We start from the raw sequence: 22,177 nt of genomic DNA, 5'->3' as shown, positions 1-22,177 counted from the left end.
CGTCGTCGACTTCTCCTCACCGACATGCGCACAGCGACAAGCGCCAAGCCGCTGTTCACATTGGCCACCTAGCTTCGGCCGCATGCCTGGTTGTGATTTCACTCGCCGAGAAATGCTTCGTTGGTCCGCCGTCGTAGCCGCGTCAACGCCGCTTCTCGCGATGGACCCCGCCCGCGCCCTCGCCGCGGCCGATCCCGGTGGCGCCACCGGCGGCGTGACCCCGGTCAACCTGGAACTGGTCACCCTCGCCGAAGACCACGCGGTAATCACCTGGTACACCGGCGTGGCCGGTACCGATGACGGGTTGGGGCGCATGGTTCCGGCCCCGGCCGACGGCGAGGTGCGCTACGGCACGAATCCGCGGCGCCTGAATCGGGTGGCCTACGGGATTTCCGACAACACGCCGTACCACTACGTCGAGCTGACCGACCTCGAACCAGGGCAGACCTACTACTACCAAGCGCGTTCCAACGGGAAGTTGGCCGCGCCGATGCAGTTCACGCTCATCGCCGGAAACGCGGTGGGCACCTCGACCTACGGGTTCGACACGGGCGGCCCCTACTCGTTCACCACCCCGCACGCTCCGGAGGGCAGCTACCTGTTCTCGCTCGTGCTCTGCAACGACCTGCACATGGGCGAAACCCAGGCCGGCCTGGTCGGCGGCCAGCCGCAGTACATCGGGATCATGCAGGAACCCGGCCTGCCGCCGTATCCGGAGGTCATGCTGGAATCGCTGGTCCAGGACGTGCGGAACTTCGACCCCGCCTACCTGCTGGCCGCCGGTGACATCTCCGCCGAAGCGGTGCCGAACGATCTCAGCCGGGCCGGTCAGCTGTTGTCCGGATTCGGTGAGTACCAGAAGGACTACTTCATCACCCGGGGAAATCACGATCGTGCGCACGTCGGGGATGCCTATGCGACGTGCCGCGTCGGTCAGTGGCAGGGCAACGACTGCTTCCACGACGCTTTCTTCCCTGGTGACCAGCCGACGTACTTCTCCGAGGACCTCTCCGGTCTGCACGTGATCGGCCTGGACACCTACGACAAGCCGGGCAGCGGCGGCGATGCCGGTGGCATGTCGCCGGACCAGCTGGCCTGGTTCCAAGCCGACCTCGCGGCCCACCGCGACCAGCCGACCATCGTCTTCGGTCACCACCCGCTGGTCGTGCAGGACTCGGCTTTCCCGATCACCGCCAGCAAATCGCTGGACGCCGCGCAGGCATCGTCCATTCTGGACTGGTACGCGCACACGCCGGGTGTCTTCCTGCACCACGCGGGCCACACCCACCGCAACCACCGCACGATCAGCCCGGCCGCGCCTGGCGTGACGCTGCAGGAAGTCGCAGCGGCCAAGGAATACCCCGGCGGGTTCTCCATCCTCCGGCTGCACACCCACGGCTACGCGCTGAACTTCTACAAATCGCGCAGCGAACTCGCGCGCCGATGGAGCGAGCGCAGCCGCCAGGAGATCATGGGCACCTGGTCGCAGTTCGCGTTCGGCAACACAGTGGCGGACCGCAACACCGTGGTCGCACGGGACCTCTCCGGCCTCCACCGACCCCGACCGACCCACCCCCACACCCGATAGAGGGAAGGGTGAGGGGCACCCGTGCCCCAGTTACTTGGTCACGAGTGCCCCTCACCTGGGGGTGGCATAGGTGAAGGGCACCTTTCGCCAACATAGTTGGTAAAAGGTGCCCTTCACCTCTCACGCGAACGAGAACGCCGGGGCCGCTCGGGGGTTGGGGTTCAGGGTTTTTTGGTGATGATGGCTTCCCAGGGGCGGAGGTGCACGGACTGCGGTAGGTCCGGTGGTGTGTGGGGGTAGTTGCCGAGGAGGGTCCGGGCTCCGGCCCAGCCGTCGATGGCTTGGTCGGGGACGTTGATGTCGTGCGAGGAGAAGTTGGCCAGTACCAGTAGGCCCTGCTCGGCTGAGGTTCTGGTGAACGCGAAGATCTTGTTGTCGTCGGGGAGCAGCAGTGTGTAGGTGCCGTCGGTGACGAGTGGTTCCGACTTGCGCAGCTCGATCAGGGCGCGGTAGTGGGCGAGGACCGAATTCGGATCCTCCTCCTGGGCGGCGGCGTTGATGTTGGTGAAGTTCGGATTGACCGGCAGCCAAGGGGTTCCGGTGGTGAACCCGGCGTTTTCGGTGTCGTCCCACTGCATCGGCGTCCGCGCGTTGTCGCGCGAGCGCGCGCGAAGTGCCCGCAGCACGGCTTCCGGAGACTGGCCGAGCTGCCCCGTCGCCTCCGCGTAGTGGTTGCGCGACTGGACGTCGACGAAGTCGTCGATCGAATCGAACGGCATGTTGGTCATGCCCAGTTCCTCGCCCTGGTACACGAACGGCGTGCCGCGGTGCAGGTGGAGCACGGTGGCCAGCAGTTTGGCCGACTCCGCGCGGTGGTTCGTGTCGTCGCCCCACCGCGAAACCACGCGGGGTTGGTCGTGGTTGTTCCAGTACAGGCTGTTCCAACCCGCCTCCGCCAGCCCGGTCTGCCAGCGCTGCATGGTGCGCTTCAGGGCGACCAGGTCGAGCGGGCGCACGTCCCACCTGTCCCGCCCGTGATCCAGCTCGACGTGCTCGAACTGGAACACCATGTCGAGCTCGCGACGGGCCGGATCGGTGAGCAGGCGCGCTTGCGCCACCGAAGTCCCGGGTGTTTCGCCCACCGTGAGCAGCTCGTCGTCCCGTCCCGCGAACACTTCTCGGTGCATCTCCCGCAGGAACTCGTGCAGCCGCGGGCCGTTCGCGTAGCGCGTTTCGGCGTCGGCGTAGCGCGCGCCGTCGGCGGCGGGGGCGTCGGGGAGTTCGGCGGGCTTGGCGATGAAGTTGATGACGTCCATCCGGAAGCCGTCCACGCCCCGGTCCAGCCACCAGCGCATCACCTGGTGGACCTGCCCGCGGAGTTCGGGGTTCTCCCAGTTCAGGTCCGGCTGCTTCCGGGAGAAGATGTGCAGGTAGTACTCGCCGGAACGCTCGTCGAACTCCCATGCCGGGCCGGAGAAGCGCGAGCCCCAGTTGTTCGGCGTCGGCCGCCACCAGTACCAGTCCCGTTGCGGGCTGCCGGGGTCGCGCGATGCCTCGAACCACGGGTGCTCGTCCGAGGTGTGGTTGACGACGAGGTCCATCACGACCCGGATGCCACGGGCGTGCGCCTGCTCGATCAGCTCGTCGAAGTCGGCGAGGGTGCCGAACATCGGGTCGATGTCGTAGTAGTCGCTGATGTCGTAGCCGTTGTCGTCCTGCGGCGACCGGTAGACCGGGCTGAGCCAGACCGCGCCCACGCCGAGCGCCGCGAGGTAGTCGAGTCTGCCGATGATGCCGCGCAGGTCGCCGATCCCGTCACCGGTGGAGTCGGCGAAACTCCTCGGATAGATCTGGTACACGGTGGCGGTGCGCCACCAGCTCTGGTTGCGGACGGGTTCGGTCATGCGATGGCGCTTCCTCGGGGTGGGGCCAGCGGGGCGGTCATTGGAAGACGATCTCGGCGGCGTCCGCCCGGGAGAGGTCGAGTTCCATGCCGAGGCCGGGTTTGCCGTTGGGTCGCAGCAGCCCGTTGACCGGGTCCACCGGATCGGCGAGGAAGAACTGGTGAATCTGGTTCCACTTGACGAGGTGCTCCTGGTACGGGGTGTGCATCGGCGACTGGGTCAGCGAGAAGTGCAGGGTGGCCGCCGCGGAGTGGCCGTGCGGGATCGTCACGAGGTCGTGCGCGGTCGCGTAGGCCGCGATCTTCAGGGTTTCCGACAGGCCGCCGCACCAGTAGATGTCCGGTTGGACGACGTCGAGGGCGCCGTTGTCGATGAACCGCCGCATGCCCCACCGCGTGTACTCGTGTTCGCCACCGGCCAGCGGGATCCGCAGCCGCTGCCGCAGCTGGCGGTAGCTGTCGACGCGGTCGGGCATCGCGACTTCCTCCAGCCAGCGGGGCTGGTAGGGCGCGATCCGGTCGGCGAGTTCGGTGACGTAGGAAACGTCCATCGACTGCCAGCAGTCGAACATGATGTCGTAGTCCGCGCCGACGGCTTCCCGGACCGTGCGCACCAGGTCCACGTTCGCGCGCAGGCCTTCGTAGCCGCTGGCGGGCCCGTGCCGGAAGAACCACTTCTGGGCGCGGTACCCGCGCTGCTTGTACTCGGTGGCGCGGGCCCGCACGCGGTCGAGATCGCGCACCGAGAACCCCAGCATCGAGGCGTAGGCGGGCACCTCGTCGCGGGTGGGACCGCCGAGCAGGCGGTACACCGGCTGGTTCAGCCAACGGCCGCGGAGATCCCACAGCGCGCAGTCCACCGCGCTGATGGCGAGCATGGTGACTCCTTGGCGACCGTGCACCTGGGCGCGATGCAGCTGGTCCCAGAGCTTTTCGCCAGCGATCGGGTCGCGACCGGTGAGCAGCGGGCGCAGTTCCCGCGCGATGATCCACGCGACGGTTTCCGGAACGGGACCGGCGCGCCCGAGCAGCCCGTCGTCGGTTTCGATCTCGACGAAGTGGGCGGTGATGGCGAAGCCCTCGGGGCTCTGCTCACCGCCTTCGTGGTCGTCGCGCGTGCGGTACTCGGGGTAGACGTCGATCGGCCGGACCAGTCGCTCTTCCCAGTGGTCGCCGTCGGTGGGCATGGTCGCCCGGACGCGGCGGAGCCGGACATCGGTGATCACCACGGCTACACCGCCTGCCCGGTGGTCGGCGCCGCGGTTCGCCGCGTCGGCCGCCAGACGGTGAGGATGATGGTCAGCGCGATCATCGAGACCACCGACATACCGGCGAGCCAGAGCAGGCCGCCGTTGAAGTCACCGGTCTTCTCGCGAATGGCGCCGATGACGGCGGGGTTGACGACGCTGGAGAGGTTGCCGAGTGCGTTGATGAGCGCGATGCCGCCAGCGGCTGCCGCCCCGGTCATCATCGCGGTGGGCAGACCCCAGAAGACCGGCAGGACGCCGAAAACGCCGATGGACGTCACGCACAGCATCGCCAGTTTGATGATCGGCTCGCTGAATTCGGCGGCGCCGACGAGACCGACCAGCGAGATGGCGAGTGCGAGGTAGAGGCTGAACGCCCGCTTGCCCGCCCGGTCGGCGAGGCGGCCGAGGACGAGCATCCCGACCAGCCCGAACAGGTAGGGGATGGCGGCGACGAAGGTCGTCGTGGTGTTGCTCAGCCCGAACGGCTTGAGGATTTGCGGCAGGAAGGTGCTGATCGCGCCGTTGAGGTTGGTCAGCCCGTAGTAGGCCACCGCGAACATGATCACCTGTGCGCTGAGCAGGACCTTGAGCAGCCGGTGGCCGCGACCGGTGCTGGCGGCTTCGCGTTCGCGTCGCTCGCGCGCCAGCGTCTCGGTCAGCCAGGTCCGTTCCTCGGTGGTCAGGAACTTCGCCTTCTCCGGCGTGCCCGGAACGATGAACGGGATCAGCACGCCCAGCACCACGGCCGGTACTCCCTCGATGACGTACAGCCACTGCCAGCCGTGCAGGCCGAGCATTCCTTCGAGGTTGAGCAGCAGACCCGACAGCGGCGTGCCGATGATCAGCGCGATGGGGATGCCCGCGGTGAAGGCGGCCATGATGCGACCGCGGTAGGCCGCGGGGAACCACAGCGTGAGGTAGAAGATCACGCCGGGGAAGAAGCCCGCTTCGGCGGCGCCGAGCAGGGCGCGGGCCACGTACAGGCTCGGCACGTCCCAGACCAGGGCGTGGGCGGCCGCGATGATCCCCCAGGTCACCATGATGCGGGCGATCCACCAGTGCGCGCCGAATCTCGCGAGCGCGAGGTTGGACGGCACTTCGAGCAGCACGTAGGGCACGAAGAACACGCTCGCTGCCACGCCGAAGGCGACGGCGCTGATGCCGAGGTCGGCGTTCATGGTGAGCGCGGCGATCCCCAGGTTGGCGCGGTCGATGATCGCGACGAAATAGCCGGCGATGAGAACTGGAAGCAGTCTCATCGACAGCTTCCGGACTATCCGTGACTCAAGCATCGAACGAACCTCCGTTGGTTTCGCATCGGCACCTGGCGTGCCGCCGCGACGCTACCGGAAACGTTTCCGGCTTGGTAGTGGCATGTCATGGCAAGATGGGCGGGTGGGAAAAACGGGCGGTATCGGAATCCGCGAACTGGCCGCGGAGCTCGGCATGTCGATCAGCACGGTCTCCCGGGCCATGAACTCCCGGGCCGAGGTCAGCGCCGCGACGAAGGCGCGGGTCATGGCGGCCGCCGAGCGGCTCGGCTACCAGCCCAACCAGTCCGGGCGCACCCTCCGCCGGGGCATCACCGGAGCTGTGGCGCTCGTCATGCAGACCAACACCGCCCGCACCGAGATGGGCGAGACCTTCTACTTCAGCCTGTGCAACGGACTTCAGCAGGTGCTCGCCGCGCAGTCGCTCGACCTCGTGCTGCTGCCCGTGGGGCCGTCGACCGATCCCGATCAGTTCCTGGTCAACGCGGTGGACCGGCACATCGCCGACGCCTTCATCATCGCGAATACGCGCCCGGCCGATCGTCGCGTCGAGTTCCTCGCCGAGCGCGCGGTCCCGTTCGTCACGCTCGGCCGGGGCGGTACCTCCGAGCACGCCTGGCTCGATCTCGACTTCGAGGGCGTGGCCGCGCAGTCGGTCGCGCGGCTCCTCGCGTTCGGCCACGAACGGATCGCACTGGCCTCCGACGACCGCGACATCAACAGCACGTCCGAGTTCATCGGTGGCTACCGGCGAACCCTGGCCGAGCACGACGTGTCGGTGGAACAGACCTGGGAAATCCGGGTCCCGGACTCCCCCGAAGGCGGCGCGATGCTGGCGGAGCACCTGCTTGAGATGCCCGTCTGCCCGACGGCGGTGGTGCTCGCCCAGGAGACGCTCGCGCTCGGCCTTTACCGGCGGCTGTACCGAGCAGGGGTGCGACCGGGGCAGGACCTGGCGGTGGTCGGCTTCCGCAAGAACCCCGTCTGCGCGTACCTGGAACCGTCCCTGACCAGCTTCGAAGTTTCGCTTGAGAACTACGGAAAACGACTCGGCGAGATCGTCCTCGAACAGCTCGCGCCGAGCGCTCGTGGCGAATGCGGCAGGCAGGAGGTGTGGTCGATGGCGGTGGCGCCGGGCGAAAGCGACGGCTACCCGCCGCGCGCCACACCACGCCTGACAGACCGCAGCAACGCCACCGACACCCGGACCGCACCCGCCGAGCCCCGCTGACCACCGAACCGGCTAGCTCGTGTTTTCCGGCAATGCCGGGAAGTCCGGGGGCTGCGGCGTTTCAGGCCCAGCTTGCGTTTAAAGGTGAGAAAGCCTGTTGCTCAGGTCATTGCGGTGACCTGCTCTCGTAGCGGGGTCCAGAGTTGCCCGGTTTCGATTGCTGCCTCCAGGTCGGTGTCCAGACCTCGGTGTCGGGTACGTCCACCCTTCTGGCGTCGAGGTAGTCGCGAAGTTTGGTGAGTGCGGGATGTGCGTTGTCGTCGCGCCAGATCAGTGACATCGGGTAGACCGGTGTCGGGTCACGCACCGGTATGCGCCGCAGGTCGTAGTTGTCCGGCCAGAGATATCGTGAGCGTTCGCCGACAAGGGTCGCCAGGTCGGACGAGTCCGCGATCTCGTCCAGCAGGGTCTCGTTCCCGAAGACCGGCCCGAGCATGTCGATCGCGAGTCCGAACGTGGTGGTGAGTTCGGCGTAGTAGTCGGCCACCTCGCCACGGGCGGCCAGGCCGGGCATCCAGATTCGGTGTCCGGCGAGTTGTGCGGGCGTGACGGCGTGAACGTTGGCGAACGCATGGCCGGGTCCAACGAGCAGTTGGTGCGACTCGTCGATCACGCGGGCAGTGTTGATCGCCTCGGGCAGGTGCTGCTGCGGGGGACACCGTGGAAGGTGGCGTCGATCGTTCCGGCCTCGACAGCGGCGATGGCCGCGTCGACGTCAGCGTCCAGGGTCACGACATCCAGCTCGATCTCGGGATACATGCGGTAGAAGTTCTGCAGAAGCACCGCTGGCGCGATCCGCCGGTTGACAACGTCGACGCGCTGCGCGCGCCGCCCAGGACGCACGGACGCGTCGGCCCGCTCTGCTACCCGGAGGAGTTCACGGGCGTGGGGCAGGAATGCCTGGCCGTCGATGGTGAGCTGGGCGCCGCGGGCCGTGCGGGTGAACGGGCGCACCTTCAGGTCTTTCTCCAGCGCGGCGATTCGCTTGGAGACGGCCTGCTGGGTGATCGACAGCGCGGCGGCGGCTTCCTGGAACTGGCCAGCGTCCGCAGCGGCGATGAAGGTGCGCACGGCGTCGAGGTCCACGCACCAAACCGTACCCGCACAACAGAGTGTTGTGGCTCGCCGCCGATTCAGTTGTTTGACCTGCTTTCTCGGCTTTGTCTTTGATCAGGGCGATCAAAGACGAGTTGTCGCAAGCGGAAGGTGCGGTGCCTGGTGGCCAGAAGATCCCTGGGTCGGCAGTTCGGATGGTTGTGGGCGGCATACGCGGTCAGCGCCTACGGCACCGGGCTGGGGTTCGGCGCGTTCCCATTGATCGCCGTGCTTGTGTTGCATGCCGGCCCAGCCGAGGTCTCCGCGCTGTCCGCCGTGGGGCCGGCAGTGGGCGCGCTGATCGCGTTGCCGCTCGGGCCGTGGGTGGAGTTCCGCCGCAAACGGCCGGTGATGATCGCGATGGACCTCGCCCGGTTCGCGGTCATGATGACGATCCCGATCGCCTACGCCTTCGGCTGGCTCAATTTCGTCCAGTTGCTGGTCGTTTCGGCCGTGGTCGCCACGGCCAATATTCCTTCGACATCGATAGTCTTGTGGGCACACCGTGAACCTGCTTGGCGCTGGCGGATCTTGGTCAACTTGTAGACTAAACACGACTCTGTAATTATACTCGATCATGTCAATAGTCGACAACTGTCCACAAGAGAGGAAACATAGATGGGGAAAGCTGAAGACCTGCTGATAAATCTACTCGCCGCGGCGATCGGATTCACTGTCGCGTGGCTACGATCACGGGCACAGCGGATTATTGAACGCCGTCGAGCAAAGAAGTTTTGGCGCCCTTTCTACGAAGGTGACCTGAAGGTTGTCCTGGCAGTCTTCAACGATTTCTCGCATATCGAGTGGGAACGCTCAGGAGTTGCAGGAATTGGCGATGTTGTCGCAATGAACGAGATCGAGCGTCGTTTACGACAAATAAGCAAAGAAAAATACTCGATCGAGTTTGCACATCGAATGGACGGCACGGAGTTCCGGGCCAACATGGTGCTTATTGGCGGCGCCGATTCAAATCGAGTAACGCGCAAGGTAATGGACCTACTTCCTTTGACCGTGACGTATGCGGATCCCGAATCCAATGATGTGTCCTTTGTGGACAATCTAACCTCTGAGAGACTGGATCCAGTTACCGATGAAGAAGGAAAATTGGCGCGAGACCAGGGAATTGTCGTCCTGGCGACCAATCCGTACGATCAATCCAAGAAGATCCTTATTGTAGCTGGCAGTTACGGATTTGGATCAGCTGCCGCGGCGGAACTCGTCGGCAGCCCAGAGTTTTTAACTCATCCCCTTGTGAAGACTGGTAAGAACCTGGAAGTATTTTTCACTACCGACATCCTAGAGGGCGCTGCCCAGAAAGCTAGAGTCGTCTGTGTTCGCGAGCTAGTACCGGTGGAGAACTAACCCAAATGATCAACCGTCATGGTTAACAACCCCGATCTTGGTTGGTGACACGGTGGACGGTTAAGACGGTGTGGCCGGTTGTAGGGTCTGACGCGCCGCTGTTACCAGTAATTCTGGGGGTGTGCGGTGGCCGGTGGTGTTGCAGGCATATCGGTTCGCGCTGGATCTAACAATGGTACAAGTGGCGGTGTTGCGGTCATATTGCGGTGCGCAGCGGTTCGCCTACAACTGGGGCTTTTCGCGGGTGAAGGCAAACCTAGTGCCTCGTCAGGCAACGTTGATCAGGTAATCGGGGTGTCGGATCTTTGAGTTGATCGCGAAGCCGCTTTTGGGGCGGGGGCGCTGGTTGTGCCAGCGGATGTAGGCGCCGATGGCGGCGTTTTGCTCGTCGTGGCTGCGGTGATCGGTTCCGCTCAGGGCGAAGTAGCGTAGTGCGGCGAACTCGCACTCGATCCAGTTCAGAAACGATACGTTGGTCGGAGTGAACACCAGCTCGCTAAGCGCCCGCCGGACATTCGCACGGAAATCCATTTAGGACATACAAGGGACCTCGCCCGAGGCTTCCCGAAGACTCGAAACCACCGCGACATTCCGCCGTTCGGGCCTTGTTCGGCCCGTCGGGCTCTGTTCGAGTAATTTCCGGAAGAAAGACGACCCGGGAGGAGATCGGATGTCCAGCGTTGCCAAGCGGCGCAGTCTTGCCGTGCTGAGCTGTGTGATCGCCGTACCAGCGCTGGTTCTCGGCGTGTCGAGCGCCAGCTCCGGTTGGGCCCAGAAGCCCGCAGCCCAACCATCAGGGGCCGAGGCGCACGACGTCAGCCTGGCCGTCCACTGTGGAACCGCTGCGCTGGACCGCGCGGAAACCCCTCCCGAACTCGGGGCGGCCTACGAGGCCATGTTCCAGGAAGCCACCCAGGCCGGTTACCGCGTGCTGCACAGCGGCGGACGGGCCGTCGACGCCGTGCAGGCCGCCATCGTCGTGATGGAGGACAACCCGCTGTGCAACGCCGGTCGCGGCGCGGTGTTCAACGAGGACGGCGAGAACCAGCTCGACGCGTCCATCATGGACGGCAGCGATCTCGACGTGGGCGCGGTCGCGGGCGTGGAGAACGTCAAGAACCCGATCAAGGCCGCGCGGCTGGTGATGGACAAGTCCCCGCACGTGCTGATCGCCGGTGAAGGCGCGGACGACTTCGCCGCCAGGAACGGGATCGAGATGGTGACCCAGGACTACTACTGGACGCCGGAGCGCTGGGATTCGCTGCTGGAAGCGAAGAAGAACGCCGCCAGCGTCAGCGGGGAAGAACACGGCACCGTGGGCGCGATCGCCGTCGACTCGCACGGTGACCTCGCCGCCGCCACCTCGACCGGTGGCCTGACGAACAAGATGGTCGGCCGGGTCGGTGATTCGCCGATCGCCGGAGCCGGGACCTACGCCGACAGCCAGTTCGTGGCCGTCTCCGGAACCGGTACCGGTGAGGCGTTCATCCGGGCCAACGCGGCCCGCGAGGTGGCGGTTCAGATGGAGCACCGCGGCCTGGACGTGACCCGCGCGGCGCAGGCCGCGATCGACCGGGTCGCCAGGGTCGGCGGCGAGGGCGCCTTGATCGCGCTGGACCACGACGGTGAGTTCACCGTGCCCCGCATCGGCACCGCCAAGTACGCCTGGGTCACCAACTCCGGCGACGTCGAGACGCGCTTCTACCGCAACTGAAATCCACCGCACAGCACCCTCGCCGGGCCGGGAATCGGCCCGGCGAGTGATCACTTGAGGGAACAGGGGGTGAATAGCAGGGGAATTGGTCGGTGAAGTGGGGTGCACGCCCCCACTGCCTCAATAGGTTGACGACCCCATCTGTTGCTCGCGCGAACGGAGCCGGTCGTGGCCAACCTCCCCTGGGAGCTCATCCTCGCGGTCACGGGTGCGCTCGTTCCGATCATCGCCTTCCTGTGGGAATTCGCACTCGTCGGCCGCAAGCGGCTGGGCTACCGGGTGCAGATGGACACCGCCCCCACCGCTGTCGACACCTTGCACGCCGGGGCGTGGCGGCGGTTGGAACGGGCCGACGGCGGACCGTTGACCGACCCGTCGTTCGCCCTGATACGCATCGAGAACATCGGCACCACCAACATCGCCGAAACCGACTACGCCTTCCCCGAGAACACTCCCGTGGGAATCCGCGTCAGGTTTCCCGGTCGCCGGATCGCCGGAGTCGTGGTGACCGAGCTCAGCGACCCGACGCTGGCGACCTACTTCGGCGAGAAAGCGCCCGGGCTGAGCATGTCGGACCTCGACGAGGCCGGGCAGACGGTCGGTCTCGTCGAACTGCCCAAGGTCAAGTTGAACAGCTCCGACCACTACAAGGTCCTGGTCGTCCTGGAACGCGCGGAAGGCTTCGTCCTGGAACCCGCGAAGAGCACCGAGAGCGGGTTCCCGGATCCCGAGGTCGTCGGGACCATCAGCGGCGGGGTGGCCAGCGGGAAGGTGCACAAGACCAAGGGACAGACCGGAACCCCCCGCTGGGTCGTCGCGCTGGTCTGCTTCCTGCTGATGGTCAGCCTCGCCGAGCCCTTCATCTTCGAACTCACCAGTGGGCGGTCGGCCCCGCTGGACTGCGCCACCGGAAATCTCACCGTCACCGGCTCCACCGCCTTCGAACCCGTGCTGCGGGAGGCCGCCGACACGTACGCGCGATCCTGCCCCGACAGCGGTTTCGCCTTCGACATGCACGGCAGCGCCCAGGGTCTCGAACTGCTCAACCGCACGCGATCGCCGGAGATGGTGGCGTTCTCCGACGGTGTCAAGGGCGACCGGCTCCCCGAACTGCTGCCGCGCCCCACGGCGTTCCTGCTGTTCACGATCGTCATCAACCGGGATGCCGGTGTCCAGGACCTCACCCTGGCGCAGGTCAGGGACGTCTTCAGCGGGCGGATCGCCAACTGGCGCGAGGTGGGCGGCAACGACGTGCCGGTTCGCATCGTCGACCGGGAAGCCCTCTCGGGTACCCGAGCCACGCTGGAGCAGCGGATCCTCAGCGGCGCGGTGGAACCCGGCGAGAACTCCAACGACTGCGTCGAGCCCATCAACGACAGCTTGCGCGGCGTCGTCGTCCGCTGCCGACGTGCCGACACCGGCAGCATGCTGGACGCCGTGGTCGGCACCTCCGGCGCCATCGGCTACAGCGAACTGCGGGCCGCCACCGATCGCACGGACCTGCTGCGGGTCCGCATCGACGGCCAGGACGCGACCCTGGAGGCGGCCGACCACGGCGCCTATCCGTTCTGGCAGACCGAATACGCCTACACCTTCGGCGAACCCGCGGCCAGCTCGCTGGCCGCCAGCTTCATGCGCTACCTGACCAACCAGGTCGGCAGCGACATCATCCGCTCCTACGGCAACCGCCCGTGCGCCGAACTCGCGAACCCGGTGCTGTGCCGCCCGACCGATGGGTGACGGGTTTCGGCTGGTGCGCGCCTATGCCGGGCCGTAGCGGACCGGCTCTTCGGCTGCCGCCATCTCCATCTCGGCCGTGGCCTGGATGAGTTCGACGAGTTCCGGGTCCAGGCCCGGGCTGAACTCCTCCGGGCGTTCCGGAGCGATGTCCATGGGGACGCCCTCGGGTGCCTGCGCCATCCGCAGCACCTCGCCGTTGCGTGCGGAGGGTGAGCTCCCTTGGAAGACCTTCCCCGCCTCGGAGAGGTTGTCGAGGTTGAACGTGTACTGCTTGTTGTGCATGCCCCGCTCCAGGAGCGTCGCGACCTCCGGGTACCGCTCGGCGCTGGTCTTCGGGATCGGCAGCGTCTTGCCCCAGTTGATCCCGAGGCTTTCCAGGGCCTTGGCGTAGGCGTTCTCGTGCGCCTGGTCGCGCACGATCAGGTAAGCCACCGTGGACCGCAGGGTCCGGTTCGAACTCATCTCGTAGATGCGGCACTTCTGCAACCGTCCGGTGGATTCCAGCATCAGGTTGTACAGCAGGTCGAGCACCAGGTTGCCGCTGGCGTAGATGTAGGACCCGGACCAGGGATTGCCGACCGCGTCGACCGGCAGCGCGCCCTGGGCACCGACGAGGAAGTGGTGGATGTTGCCTTCCGACAGCGCGTTCGACAACGGCGTGCTACCACCGGCCGCTGGCTGGTCGAGCGGTTCTCGTTCCGCACCGCGGTAGTGCGGCGAGCCATCGGTGAGCCGAGCGATCGTGGTGGCGATCAACTCGACGTGGCTGATCTCCTCGGTTCCGATTCCGTACAACAGATCCCGGTAGGGTTTGCCATCCGCTCCACGGAAGTTGAAGCTCTGAAAGAGGTATTGCATCATCGTTCGCATTTCGCCGAACTGGCCGCCCAGCCCCTCCTGCAGGGCGTTGGCGGCAGCCGGATCCGGTTCGTCGGCCACTATCTCGTTGATCATGCGCTGGACGTGGAAGAACATCGCTGACTCCTCTGGTGACCTGAAGCTCTTCGTGCGCACCTGAAGTCGTTGCCGATCAAGGCTTTTGTTCGAATGCTCCACTTCGGCGCATCCGCCACTCGGCGCCGCACAACGTGTTCGCGACCTTCAGCAACGGCCGAAGCAGGCGCAACAACCAACTCTAAGACCGGTGCGACTCACCAGCCAGACGACCTTGAGCCGCCCCCACCAGCTGAACGAACCTGTCGAGAATCTGGCTACGCGGTGACGAAAAACCGACCGAATCGGCAAACAGTCCACAGGAGACAATCGATCAATCCCGGCCTCGACAGCACCTCAGCCGCGTGCCGCACGCTGCTGGACCTGCTGCCCCGGACGATCCCAGGCGACGCCGGAGGAGCAGGTCCAGGCTCACCACTCGGCGAACGAGCCGTCGTCGTGGCGCCACACCGGTGGCCGCCAGCGGTGACCGCGTGCCGCGGCCTCGCGCACCGCGTCCTCGTCGATCCGCACGCCCAATCCCGGGGCGTCCCAGCGCTTGATCGCACCGCGCGGGAACGCGAACGGCTCGCGGTCGAGAACGTAGTCGAGCAGCTCGGCATCGGTGTTGTAGTGGATTCCGATGCTCTGCTCCTGGATCAGGAAGTTCGGGGTCGCGAACGCCACCTGCAGGCTGGCCGCGAGCGCGAGCGGGCCGAGCGGGCAGTGCGGCGCCAGCAGCGCGTCGAAGGTCTCGGCGAGCGAGGCGATCCGGCGCACCTCCGAAATACCGCCCGCGTGCGAGAGATCCGGCTGCACGACCGCGATCCCCGCCCGCAGCGCGGGCAGGAAGTCCGTTCGCGAATAAAGCCGCTCACCGCAGGCCACCGGCACGGTGCTGGCCGACACCACGTCGCCGAGCCGGTGCGTGTACTCCGGCAGCACCGGCTCCTCCACGAACAACGGGTGCAGCGGCGCCAGTTCCGGGATGATCCGGCGCGCCGCGGCGGTCCCCAGACGGCCGTGGAAGTCGACGGCGACGTCGCGGGAGTCGCCCAGCACCTCGCGCACCGCGGCGAGCCTGGCCACCACGTCGTTGACCTCGGCGCGGTCCGGCATCCGGCCGATCCGACCGGAGGCGTTCATCTTGACCGCCGTCAGCCCGGCCTCGACCTGTTCGGCCGCCGCCTCGGCGACGGCGGAGGGCTCGTCCCCGCCGATCCAGCCGTAGACCCGGACCTCGTCGCGCACCGCACCGCCGAGCAACTGGTGCACCGGCACGTCGAGGGACTTGCCGAGGATGTCCCACAGCGCCTGGTCCAGCCCGGCGACCGCGCTGGAGAGCACCGGGCCACCGCGGTAGAACGCGGCCTTGGTCAGCAGCTGCCAGGCGTCCTCGATGCGGCGCGGATCCCGCCCGATGAGCAGGTCGGACAGCTCGTCCACCGCCGCGCGAACCGTCTCCGCCCGGCCCTCCACCACCGGCTCGCCCCAGCCGACGATGCCTTCGTCGGTGGCCACCCGGCAGAACAGCCACCTCGGCGGCACCAAGAACGTCTCTACGGAAGTGATTTTCACTCGGTGTGCTTCGCTTTCTCTGCTACTTCGCCGATCAGGTCGGCCACGTCGCGGGACGCCTTGTCCAGCAACGAGGTCACGGCGGCCGCCGCCGCCTCCGGGTCGCCGTCGCGGACGGATTCCACCACGACGGCGTGGCTCGGCACCGGGTCGTCGGGACCTGCCTCGTGCACGAGTGCGTCGCGCAGCCGCAGGGCCGGTTCGGTGAACACGTCCATCCTGGCCAGCATCTCGTTGTGAGTGGCCCGCAGCAGGGCGCGGTGCCAGCGCAGGTCCGCCGCCACCTCGGCCTCGGCGCCCCCGCCGACGGCTTCGCGCATCGCCGCCAGTGCGGCGTCCAGCTCGGCGAGGTCGCGCTCGTCGCGGCGCAGCGCGGCCATCGACGCGGCGGCCGGTTCGACGACCGCGCGCACCTCGGCGAGATCGCGCAGCACGGCGGCGGTGTCACCGGCCTCGCTGCGCCACCGGATCACGTCGCTGTCCAGCAGGTTCCAGTGCTCGCGGGCCCGCACGTAGGTGCCCCGCTTCTGGCGCGCCTCGACCAATCCCTTGGCCGCCAGCACTTTCATGGCCTCGCGCAGCGCGGTCATGCTCACGTCCAGGTCGCGGCCGAGCGCCCCGAGGTCGATGATGTCGCCTTGCGCGATCTCCCCGGACACGATGCGCGCGCCGAGCGTGGCCACGGTCTGCCCGTGCACACCCCGCCCGCTGTAGGCACTCATGAACCGCTCCTCCCCGTCCGTGACGCCGTCACGACGACATCTTGTAGACGCTCCAGCCCCCGTCGACGGTCAACGCGGCACCGGTGATGAACGACGCCTCGTCGCTGGCGAGGAAGGCGATGGCCGACGCGACCTCCTCCGGCCTGCCCAACCTTTTCACGACGGTCTCCTCGGCACTGCGCTGGCGATCGGCCTCGCCGATGTCGTCCCAGGCCGCGGTGAGCACCGGACCGGGCAGCACCGAGTTCACCCGCAGCGCGGTGCCGTACTCGACGGCGAGCTGGCGGGCCAACCCGGTGAGCGCCGATTTGGTCGCCGCGTAGGCCGGTCTGCCCGGCAGCCCGACGAGCGCGTGCACCGACGAGGTCAGCACGACCGATCCGGCGCCGTCGCGCGACAGGTCGGCCAGACATGCCCGGAAACCGAGGAAGGCGCCGGTGAGGTTCACCGACAGCTGGCGGTCCCAGGACGCCAGGCTCGTCTCGTGGGCGGGCCGCACATCGACCGTGTAGGCGTTGCTGACCAGCACGTCCACCGGCCCCAGTTCGGCGCGGCAGCGCCAGATGGCCTTGGCCCAGTCGGTCTCGGAGCTGACGTCGCAGCGCACCGCGACGGACCTGCCGCCCGCCGCGATGATCCGCTCGGTGACCTGGTGCGCGTCCTCGGCGATGTCGAGCACCGCGACGGCCGCGCCGTCGGCGGCCAGCCGCAGCGCGGTGGCCGCGCCGATGCCCTGCGCCGCGCCGGTCACCACCGCGACCTTGCCGCCCAGCCGTCCGCTCATCGCGATGCCTCCGCGCGGCTGCGCGCGACGCCCGCGCGCACCCGTTCCCCTGTGCTGTCAGTGAGTTCCAGGGCCCGCTGCTCGTCGGCGGCGGGCACGTCCAGTGTGGTCGCCCGGCCCGCCCGGACCTCGACGGCCCCCTGCCCGGCCGCGAGTTCGCCGTCGCGGTAGGCGACGAACTCGCCGACCAGCCGTCCGTCGCGCAGTTCGGGTGGCCGGGTCCAGTGGCCCGCGGGTGTCACGTCGTGCACGGCCCCGGAACCCGGTGTGACCGCGCAGTCCAGTGTCAGCGTGGTCCGCTCCCCCGGCGCCAGCGTGGTGAGCGGGCCGAGCACCTCGCACTCGACGATCCGGGCTGGCGGGTCGAGGTCGCCCAGTGCGGCCAGCGGTTCGGGGAGCGGGCACTCCAGCCACACTTCCACGCGCGATCCGCGGTCGGGGTACTCGGCCGCGTCGTCGACGGTGAACGACTGCGTGAGCGTCGCCCCGCCCCCGATGTGGGCCAACCACCCGGTGGCGGCGGGGAAACCGAGCTTGCCGACCACGTCGCGGTGCGGGATGTGCACCCGATCACCGGGCAGCTTCGCCCAGTCCGGGTATCCGGTTCCGGCCAGCAGCCGGGTCACCTGCGCTGGGCTCGCCAGATAAGTCCCGCCCGCTCCTTCGGCGGCCAACTGCGTGACGTTCCACAGCGACCAGCGCACGGTGCGTTCGCTGGTGTTCCGCGCGGTCAGCTCCAGCCGGTAGCCGCACCGGTCGCGGCGCAGTTCGAACCGCCGGGTCAGCCGCAGCCCGGTGCGCGGATCGTCGCCGCTGGTCAGGGTGACGGCCGCGAGTTCGCCGTCCTGCCGGATCTTCGCCGTGTACGGGCCGGAATCGAGCACCGGATCGGGCGGGCCAGCCCACTGCGTCTCATCGTCCCAGCCCTGCGGCGCGGGCCAGGTCTTGTCGCCGCCGTAGTTGACCCAGTCGCCGAGGCTGCCCGACCGCGGCCGGTGCACCCGGCCCGACCGCAGCCGCAAATCGTCGGTGAGCAGCCGGTCGTTGCGCCACAGCAGTTCTCGTCCGTCCGAATCGGACAGTAGACCCGGGGACAGTAGACGCAACGACAGCAGCCGCCCGCCGAGCTCGGGAACGAGACCGAGGCGCAGCACGCCGTTGTCGAGCCAGAGCACCTCGCCCCCGGCGTCCCGCTCCACGCGCGGCGCGCGGCTCATGGCCGCAGCTCCGCCGACGGCAGCAGGACGACCTTGCCCCGGCTGGCCCCGGCGGCCAGCGCGTAGGCCTTGTCGGCCGCCTCCAGCGGGAACCGGTCGCTGACGACGGTCTCCGGGCGCAGCCTCCAGCGGGCCAGGTTCGCGGCGAGCTCGGTCATCGCCGTCAGCGAGGTCACCCACGACGCGTGCAGCGTCAACTGCTTGTGCAGCAACGCATCCGACACCTCGGTCTCCAGCGTGCCGCCCTCGCCGACCAGCGACACCCGGCCCCACTCGGCGGCTCCGGCGATGGCCGTGGCCCGGCCCGCTCGCGAGCCCGAGCAGTCGATGGTGGTGATCGCGCCCGGCGCGTGCAGCACGTCGGCGACCACGGCGGCCGTTGCCTCGGCGTCGGTCGCTGGGGCCACCGTCGCGTCGAACACCCCCAGCTGGTCCGCCCATTCGCGGCGCCGCGCGGACAGTTCGACCCCGACCACGCGCCGCGCGCCCATGCCCTTGCCGATCACCCCGGCCGCCAGCCCCACCGGGCCTAGCCCGACCACCAGCAGATCGCCGTCGCCGTTGACGCCAATGCGGCGCAGTCCCTCGTAAGCGGTCCCGAAACCACAGGCGATCAGCGCACCATCCACATAGGACAAGCTGTCCGGCAGCGGGACGCAGGTGGACTCCTCGGCGAGCACGTACCGCGCGTGCCCGCCGTCGCGCTGCCAGCCGTAGGCCTGCCGCTGCGGCGCGGTGCAGCTGATGAAGTAGCCGCGCCGACAGTTGTCGCACAGGCCGCAGCCCGCGATGTGGTAGACGATCACCCGGTCGTCGACGCCGAACCGCGTGCCACCCGGCCCGGCGGCGACGATCCGCCCCGCTGGCTCGTGCCCGGCGACCACGCCCTGGTAGGCCGGGCCGTCGACGCCGCGATGCCCCTTGTGCTCGTGGTAGATGTAGCCGATGTCGGAACCGCAGATCCCCGAGGCACCCACCTCGACGAGCACCTGGTGCGGCCCCGGCTCCGGCACTGCCAGCTCGCGCAGCACCGCGGTGGAGTCGCCGGGCAGGTACACCCCCCGCATGACGTTGCCGGACACCCGTGTCTCCTCTCTCATCAGGTTTCCCTCGTGGCGCGGGCGCGCTTGGTGATCACGACGTTCACCAGCACCGCGACCACGATGATCACGCCGCGCACCACGTTCTGCAGGAACGAATCCACCCCGAGCAGCACCAGCCCGTTGCTGATGACGGTGATGAACACGACGCCGAACAGCGTGCCCAGCATCGAACCGCGCCCACCGGCGAGGGCCGTGCCGCCGATGACGACCGCGGCGATCACGTCGAACTCCAGCCCGGATGCGGCGCCGCCGTTGCCCGAGCCCAGCCGCGCGGCCAGCAGCACGCCGGTGATGGCCGACAGCACGCCGGTGGTGGCGAACAGCAGCACCCGCACCCTGGCGAGGTTGATACCGGCCATCCGGGCGGCCGGGGCGTTGCCGCCGACGGCGTAGACGGACCGGCCGTAGCCGGTGTAGCGGGCGAGGTAGGCGAAAGCGAAGAACAGCACCACCATCACGACCGCCGGGGTCGGGACGCCGAGGATGCTGCCGCCGAGCACGTCCATCAGCCCGCTTTCCGGCAGCACCACCGGAAGCGCGTCGGTGAGGTACAGGCCGAGGCCGCCGAGCGCGCTCCACACGCCCAGCGTCGCGATGAACGACGGCACGTCGAAGCGGGCCCGAAGCCATCCGGCCAGCGCACCCCACGCCGCGCCCGCCACCAGGGTGAGCAGGATGGCGGGGCCGATGCCAAGACCCCACTCCGCGGCGCCCTTGGCCATCAGCACCGACGAGAACGCCACCGCCGGGCCGATGCTGATGTCGATCTCGCCCGCGATGATCACCAGGGTGACGCCCCACGCGGCGATGCCCACGGTGGCCGCATCGCGCAGGATGCCGAGTTGGTTGTCCAGGCTCAGGAATCCGGCCGCGGTGCTGCCGAGCACGATGTAGAGCACCACGATCGCCACGATCAGGCCGATCTCGTTGAGCGAGCGTCCCGCGAAGCGGCGGCCCGCCGCACGGCCGCGTTGCTCCGGCCTCGTCTGGGTAACGGTCATTGTCGTCCTCATGTCGGTTCTCGAAGTCTGTCTTTGTTTTTTGAAAGCGGCGCAGCCGCTTAGCCCACCTACGGCACCCGCACCGCCGCGGGTTCTCAGACGTCGTCTCGCGAGGACAGCCACGACGTGGTGTATAGGAATACATGATGTCGGGGATCCCGGAGTCGAGACGGCGTCTGAGGTTCCGCCACCCGCACCGCAAAGCAAAACGAGCTCGGAGACAGTCATTCAGGCCGCCATCGCGGCGGAGAGCACTGAATCGGTAGTTAGGTCGGGTCCGGTAAGTTCGCCTGCGACGCGCCCGCCGCGCAGTGCCAGGACCCGGTCGCACACCAGGGGGAGTTCTTCCAACTCGCCGGAGACGAACACGACCGCGGCTCCGCCGTCGGCGAGTTCCCGCACCAGGCGGTAGATCTCGGCCTTGGACTGCACGTCGACGCCTCTGGTCGGTTCGTCGAGCAGGAGAACCCGGCTGCCCGCGTGCAGCCACCTGCCGATGACGGCCTTCTGCTGGTTCCCGCCGCTGAGGTTCACGATGGGTGTGCGGGCGGAGGCCGTCGCGATCGACAGCCGCGCGATTAGCTTGGCCGCCGCCCTGCGCACCTTGCCGGGCCGCACGGTCGGGCCCGAGCTGACGGAGTCGAATTTGGACAGCACCAGGTTCTCGTCCACGCCGAGCAGCGGCACGACTCCCTCGTTCTTGCGGTCCTCCGGGGTCATCCCGACGCCGAGCCGCTTCATCACCGCCGCGCTCGGGCGGCTGATCTCGCGGCCGTCGACGCTGACCGTCCCGGCGGCGGCCGGGGTGAACCCGGCGACGGCGCGCAGCACTTCGGTGCGGCCCGAGCCCATCAGGCCGCCGAGTCCGAGCACCTCGCCGGGGAACACGTCGAACGACACGTCCAGCACCTTCGGCGGCACGGCGAGCCCGCGCACCGACAGCAGCGGCCGCCCGGTGCGGTCGACCTCCCGCGCGGGCGGGCGCGCGTCTGCCGCGGCGCTGTCGCCGAGCATCAGGGACACGATGCTCGCGGTGTCGGCCGCGCCGATGTCGACGGTGTCGACGATTTGGCCGTCGCGCATCACGGTGGCGCTGTGCGCGATCCGGCGGATCTCCTCCAACCGGTGGCTCACGTAGAGCACGGCAACTCCGGCCGAGGCGATGCGGGTGACGGTTTCCAGCACGACGTCGACTTCGGCGGCGGCCAGCGCGCTGGTCGGCTCGTCGAGGATCAGCAGGCGCGGCTGCTCGCGCACCGCCCGGCCGATCTCCACCAGCTGACGCGCGGCCAGCGACAGCGAGCCGACCGGGGCGGCGGGATCGATGTCGATGCCCAACCGCTGGAAGACCGCTGCCGCGCCGGTCCGCATCGCGGTGTAGTCGATGGTCCGCCCGCGCCGCGGCCAGCGGCCGAGGTACATGTTCTCGGCGACGCTCAGCTCGGCGACCAGGCTCAGTTCTTGGTGCACGGTGCTGATGCCGAGTTCGGCGGCGCGGCGCACGCCGCCGGCGCCGAGCCGGTCACCGGCCACCGCGACGCTGCCCCGGTCCAGTCGCTCCACTCCGGACAGCGCCCGGATCAGCGTCGACTTGCCCGCGCCGTTTCGGCCGAGCAGTGCGCGGATCTCGCCCGCCCGGATGGTCAGGTCGGCATCGGTCAGCGCCCGCACACCGGGGTAGTGCTTGGTGACACCGTCGACCACGACGACGGGTTCGGTGACGTCGGCAGCCACAGCTTCTCCTC

Annotated in this window: 20 protein-coding genes and 1 pseudogene; 7 read left to right on the top strand and 14 right to left on the bottom strand. The window is 68.1% G+C overall.

What is annotated here, in order from left to right:
• The first annotated feature begins 160 nt into the window (after nucleotides 1–160).
• Entirely contained in the window at nucleotides 161–1,588 is a 1,428-nt protein-coding gene (locus ACTWQN_RS32675) for a purple acid phosphatase family protein (protein ID WP_443207488.1), read from the top strand.
• Nucleotides 1,589–1,749: 161 nt separating this feature from the next.
• Here ACTWQN_RS32675 and ACTWQN_RS32670 read toward each other — a convergent pair whose 3' ends face one another.
• Genes ACTWQN_RS32670 through ACTWQN_RS32660 form a run of 3 tightly spaced genes read right to left on the bottom strand, consistent with a single transcriptional unit; the run spans nucleotide 1,750 to nucleotide 5,940 of the window.
• Nucleotides 1,750–3,432, bottom strand: coding sequence for a glycoside hydrolase family 13 protein (locus ACTWQN_RS32670; protein ID WP_443207487.1), 1,683 nt, complete (start codon nucleotides 3,430–3,432; stop codon nucleotides 1,750–1,752).
• Nucleotides 3,433–3,469: 37 nt separating this feature from the next.
• Entirely contained in the window at nucleotides 3,470–4,660 is a 1,191-nt protein-coding gene (locus ACTWQN_RS32665) for an enolase C-terminal domain-like protein (protein WP_443207486.1), read from the bottom strand.
• Nucleotides 4,661–4,662: 2 nt separating this feature from the next.
• Entirely contained in the window at nucleotides 4,663–5,940 is a 1,278-nt protein-coding gene (locus tag ACTWQN_RS32660) for an MFS transporter (RefSeq protein WP_443207485.1), read from the bottom strand.
• A gap of 136 nt (nucleotides 5,941–6,076) precedes the next feature.
• Here ACTWQN_RS32660 and ACTWQN_RS32655 point away from each other — a divergent pair, with 136 nt between their 5' ends.
• Nucleotides 6,077–7,183, top strand: a complete 1,107-nt coding sequence (locus tag ACTWQN_RS32655; RefSeq protein WP_443207484.1) for a LacI family DNA-binding transcriptional regulator — start codon at nucleotides 6,077–6,079, stop codon at nucleotides 7,181–7,183.
• A gap of 106 nt (nucleotides 7,184–7,289) precedes the next feature.
• Here ACTWQN_RS32655 and ACTWQN_RS32650 read toward each other — a convergent pair whose 3' ends face one another.
• Both ACTWQN_RS32650 and ACTWQN_RS32645 read right to left on the bottom strand, forming a co-directional pair.
• Nucleotides 7,290–7,796: a type 2 periplasmic-binding domain-containing protein gene (locus ACTWQN_RS32650; protein WP_443207483.1), complete on the bottom strand. Its 507-nt coding sequence runs from the start codon at nucleotides 7,794–7,796 to the stop codon at nucleotides 7,290–7,292.
• Nucleotides 7,793–8,269, bottom strand: a complete 477-nt coding sequence (locus tag ACTWQN_RS32645) for a LysR family transcriptional regulator (RefSeq protein WP_443207482.1) — start codon at nucleotides 8,267–8,269, stop codon at nucleotides 7,793–7,795. Before ACTWQN_RS32645 ends, ACTWQN_RS32650 begins: the two co-directional genes overlap by 4 nt.
• Nucleotides 8,270–8,398: 129 nt before the next feature.
• Here ACTWQN_RS32645 and ACTWQN_RS32640 point away from each other — a divergent pair.
• From ACTWQN_RS32640 to ACTWQN_RS32630, 3 genes and pseudogenes are all read left to right on the top strand, one after another.
• Nucleotides 8,399–8,752: pseudogene (locus ACTWQN_RS32640) on the top strand (MFS transporter); the annotation flags it as partial.
• Nucleotides 8,753–8,896: 144 nt separating this feature from the next.
• Nucleotides 8,897–9,640: a hypothetical protein gene (locus ACTWQN_RS32635; protein WP_443207481.1), complete on the top strand. Its 744-nt coding sequence runs from the start codon at nucleotides 8,897–8,899 to the stop codon at nucleotides 9,638–9,640.
• Nucleotides 9,641–9,761: 121 nt separating this feature from the next.
• Nucleotides 9,762–9,929, top strand: coding sequence for a helix-turn-helix domain-containing protein (locus ACTWQN_RS32630; protein WP_443207480.1), 168 nt, complete (start codon nucleotides 9,762–9,764; stop codon nucleotides 9,927–9,929).
• On the opposite strand, the gene ACTWQN_RS32625 is transcribed toward ACTWQN_RS32630, so the two are convergent.
• Nucleotides 9,908–10,171 (bottom strand): hypothetical protein, encoded by a 264-nt coding sequence (locus tag ACTWQN_RS32625; RefSeq protein WP_443207479.1) that lies wholly within the window; start codon nucleotides 10,169–10,171, stop codon nucleotides 9,908–9,910. The genes ACTWQN_RS32630 and ACTWQN_RS32625 overlap by 22 nt on opposite strands.
• Nucleotides 10,172–10,310: 139 nt before the next feature.
• On the opposite strand from ACTWQN_RS32625, the gene ACTWQN_RS32620 reads away from it, so the two are divergent.
• A complete protein-coding gene (locus ACTWQN_RS32620) occupies nucleotides 10,311–11,354 on the top strand; it encodes an isoaspartyl peptidase/L-asparaginase family protein (RefSeq protein WP_443207478.1) in 1,044 nt (347 codons plus the stop codon).
• A 168-nt stretch (nucleotides 11,355–11,522) separates the two neighbouring features.
• Nucleotides 11,523–13,094, top strand: a complete 1,572-nt coding sequence (locus ACTWQN_RS32615) for a substrate-binding domain-containing protein (RefSeq protein WP_443207477.1) — start codon at nucleotides 11,523–11,525, stop codon at nucleotides 13,092–13,094.
• A gap of 21 nt (nucleotides 13,095–13,115) precedes the next feature.
• Here the strand turns inward: ACTWQN_RS32615 and ACTWQN_RS32610 are convergent, their stop codons facing one another.
• The 8 genes from ACTWQN_RS32610 to ACTWQN_RS32575 all read right to left on the bottom strand — a co-directional run bounded on the left by ACTWQN_RS32610 (nucleotide 13,116) and on the right by ACTWQN_RS32575 (nucleotide 22,166).
• The gene (locus ACTWQN_RS32610; RefSeq protein WP_443207476.1) at nucleotides 13,116–14,069 is read right to left on the bottom strand and encodes a manganese catalase family protein; all 954 of its coding nucleotides are present in this window, start codon (nucleotides 14,067–14,069) and stop codon (nucleotides 13,116–13,118) included.
• A gap of 390 nt (nucleotides 14,070–14,459) precedes the next feature.
• Nucleotides 14,460–15,605: a galactonate dehydratase gene (dgoD, locus tag ACTWQN_RS32605; protein WP_443207475.1), complete on the bottom strand. Its 1,146-nt coding sequence runs from the start codon at nucleotides 15,603–15,605 to the stop codon at nucleotides 14,460–14,462.
• Nucleotides 15,602–16,327 carry a FadR/GntR family transcriptional regulator gene (locus tag ACTWQN_RS32600; protein WP_443207474.1) on the bottom strand — a complete coding sequence of 242 codons (726 nt, stop codon included), beginning with the start codon at nucleotides 16,325–16,327 and terminating at the stop codon, nucleotides 15,602–15,604. The genes dgoD and ACTWQN_RS32600 overlap by 4 nt, the downstream gene beginning before the upstream one ends.
• A gap of 28 nt (nucleotides 16,328–16,355) precedes the next feature.
• Nucleotides 16,356–17,111 (bottom strand): SDR family NAD(P)-dependent oxidoreductase, encoded by a 756-nt coding sequence (locus tag ACTWQN_RS32595; RefSeq protein WP_443207473.1) that lies wholly within the window; start codon nucleotides 17,109–17,111, stop codon nucleotides 16,356–16,358.
• The gene (locus ACTWQN_RS32590; RefSeq protein ID WP_443207472.1) at nucleotides 17,108–18,328 is read right to left on the bottom strand and encodes a DUF4380 domain-containing protein; all 1,221 of its coding nucleotides are present in this window, start codon (nucleotides 18,326–18,328) and stop codon (nucleotides 17,108–17,110) included. The genes ACTWQN_RS32595 and ACTWQN_RS32590 overlap by 4 nt, the downstream gene beginning before the upstream one ends.
• Nucleotides 18,325–19,410: a zinc-dependent alcohol dehydrogenase family protein gene (locus ACTWQN_RS32585; protein WP_443207471.1), complete on the bottom strand. Its 1,086-nt coding sequence runs from the start codon at nucleotides 19,408–19,410 to the stop codon at nucleotides 18,325–18,327. The genes ACTWQN_RS32590 and ACTWQN_RS32585 overlap by 4 nt, the downstream gene beginning before the upstream one ends.
• A gap of 17 nt (nucleotides 19,411–19,427) precedes the next feature.
• Entirely contained in the window at nucleotides 19,428–20,432 is a 1,005-nt protein-coding gene (locus ACTWQN_RS32580) for an ABC transporter permease (RefSeq protein ID WP_443207470.1), read from the bottom strand.
• A gap of 228 nt (nucleotides 20,433–20,660) precedes the next feature.
• Nucleotides 20,661–22,166 carry a sugar ABC transporter ATP-binding protein gene (locus ACTWQN_RS32575; RefSeq protein WP_443207469.1) on the bottom strand — a complete coding sequence of 502 codons (1,506 nt, stop codon included), beginning with the start codon at nucleotides 22,164–22,166 and terminating at the stop codon, nucleotides 20,661–20,663.
• Nucleotides 22,167–22,177: the final 11 nt, after the last annotated feature.

This window comes from Saccharopolyspora antiqui (assembly GCF_052246905.1).
Lineage (GTDB): Bacteria > Actinomycetota > Actinomycetes > Mycobacteriales > Pseudonocardiaceae > Saccharopolyspora.
The sequence above is the reverse complement of the archived record's forward strand: the minus strand, read 5'-3'. Positions and strand labels throughout refer to the sequence as shown.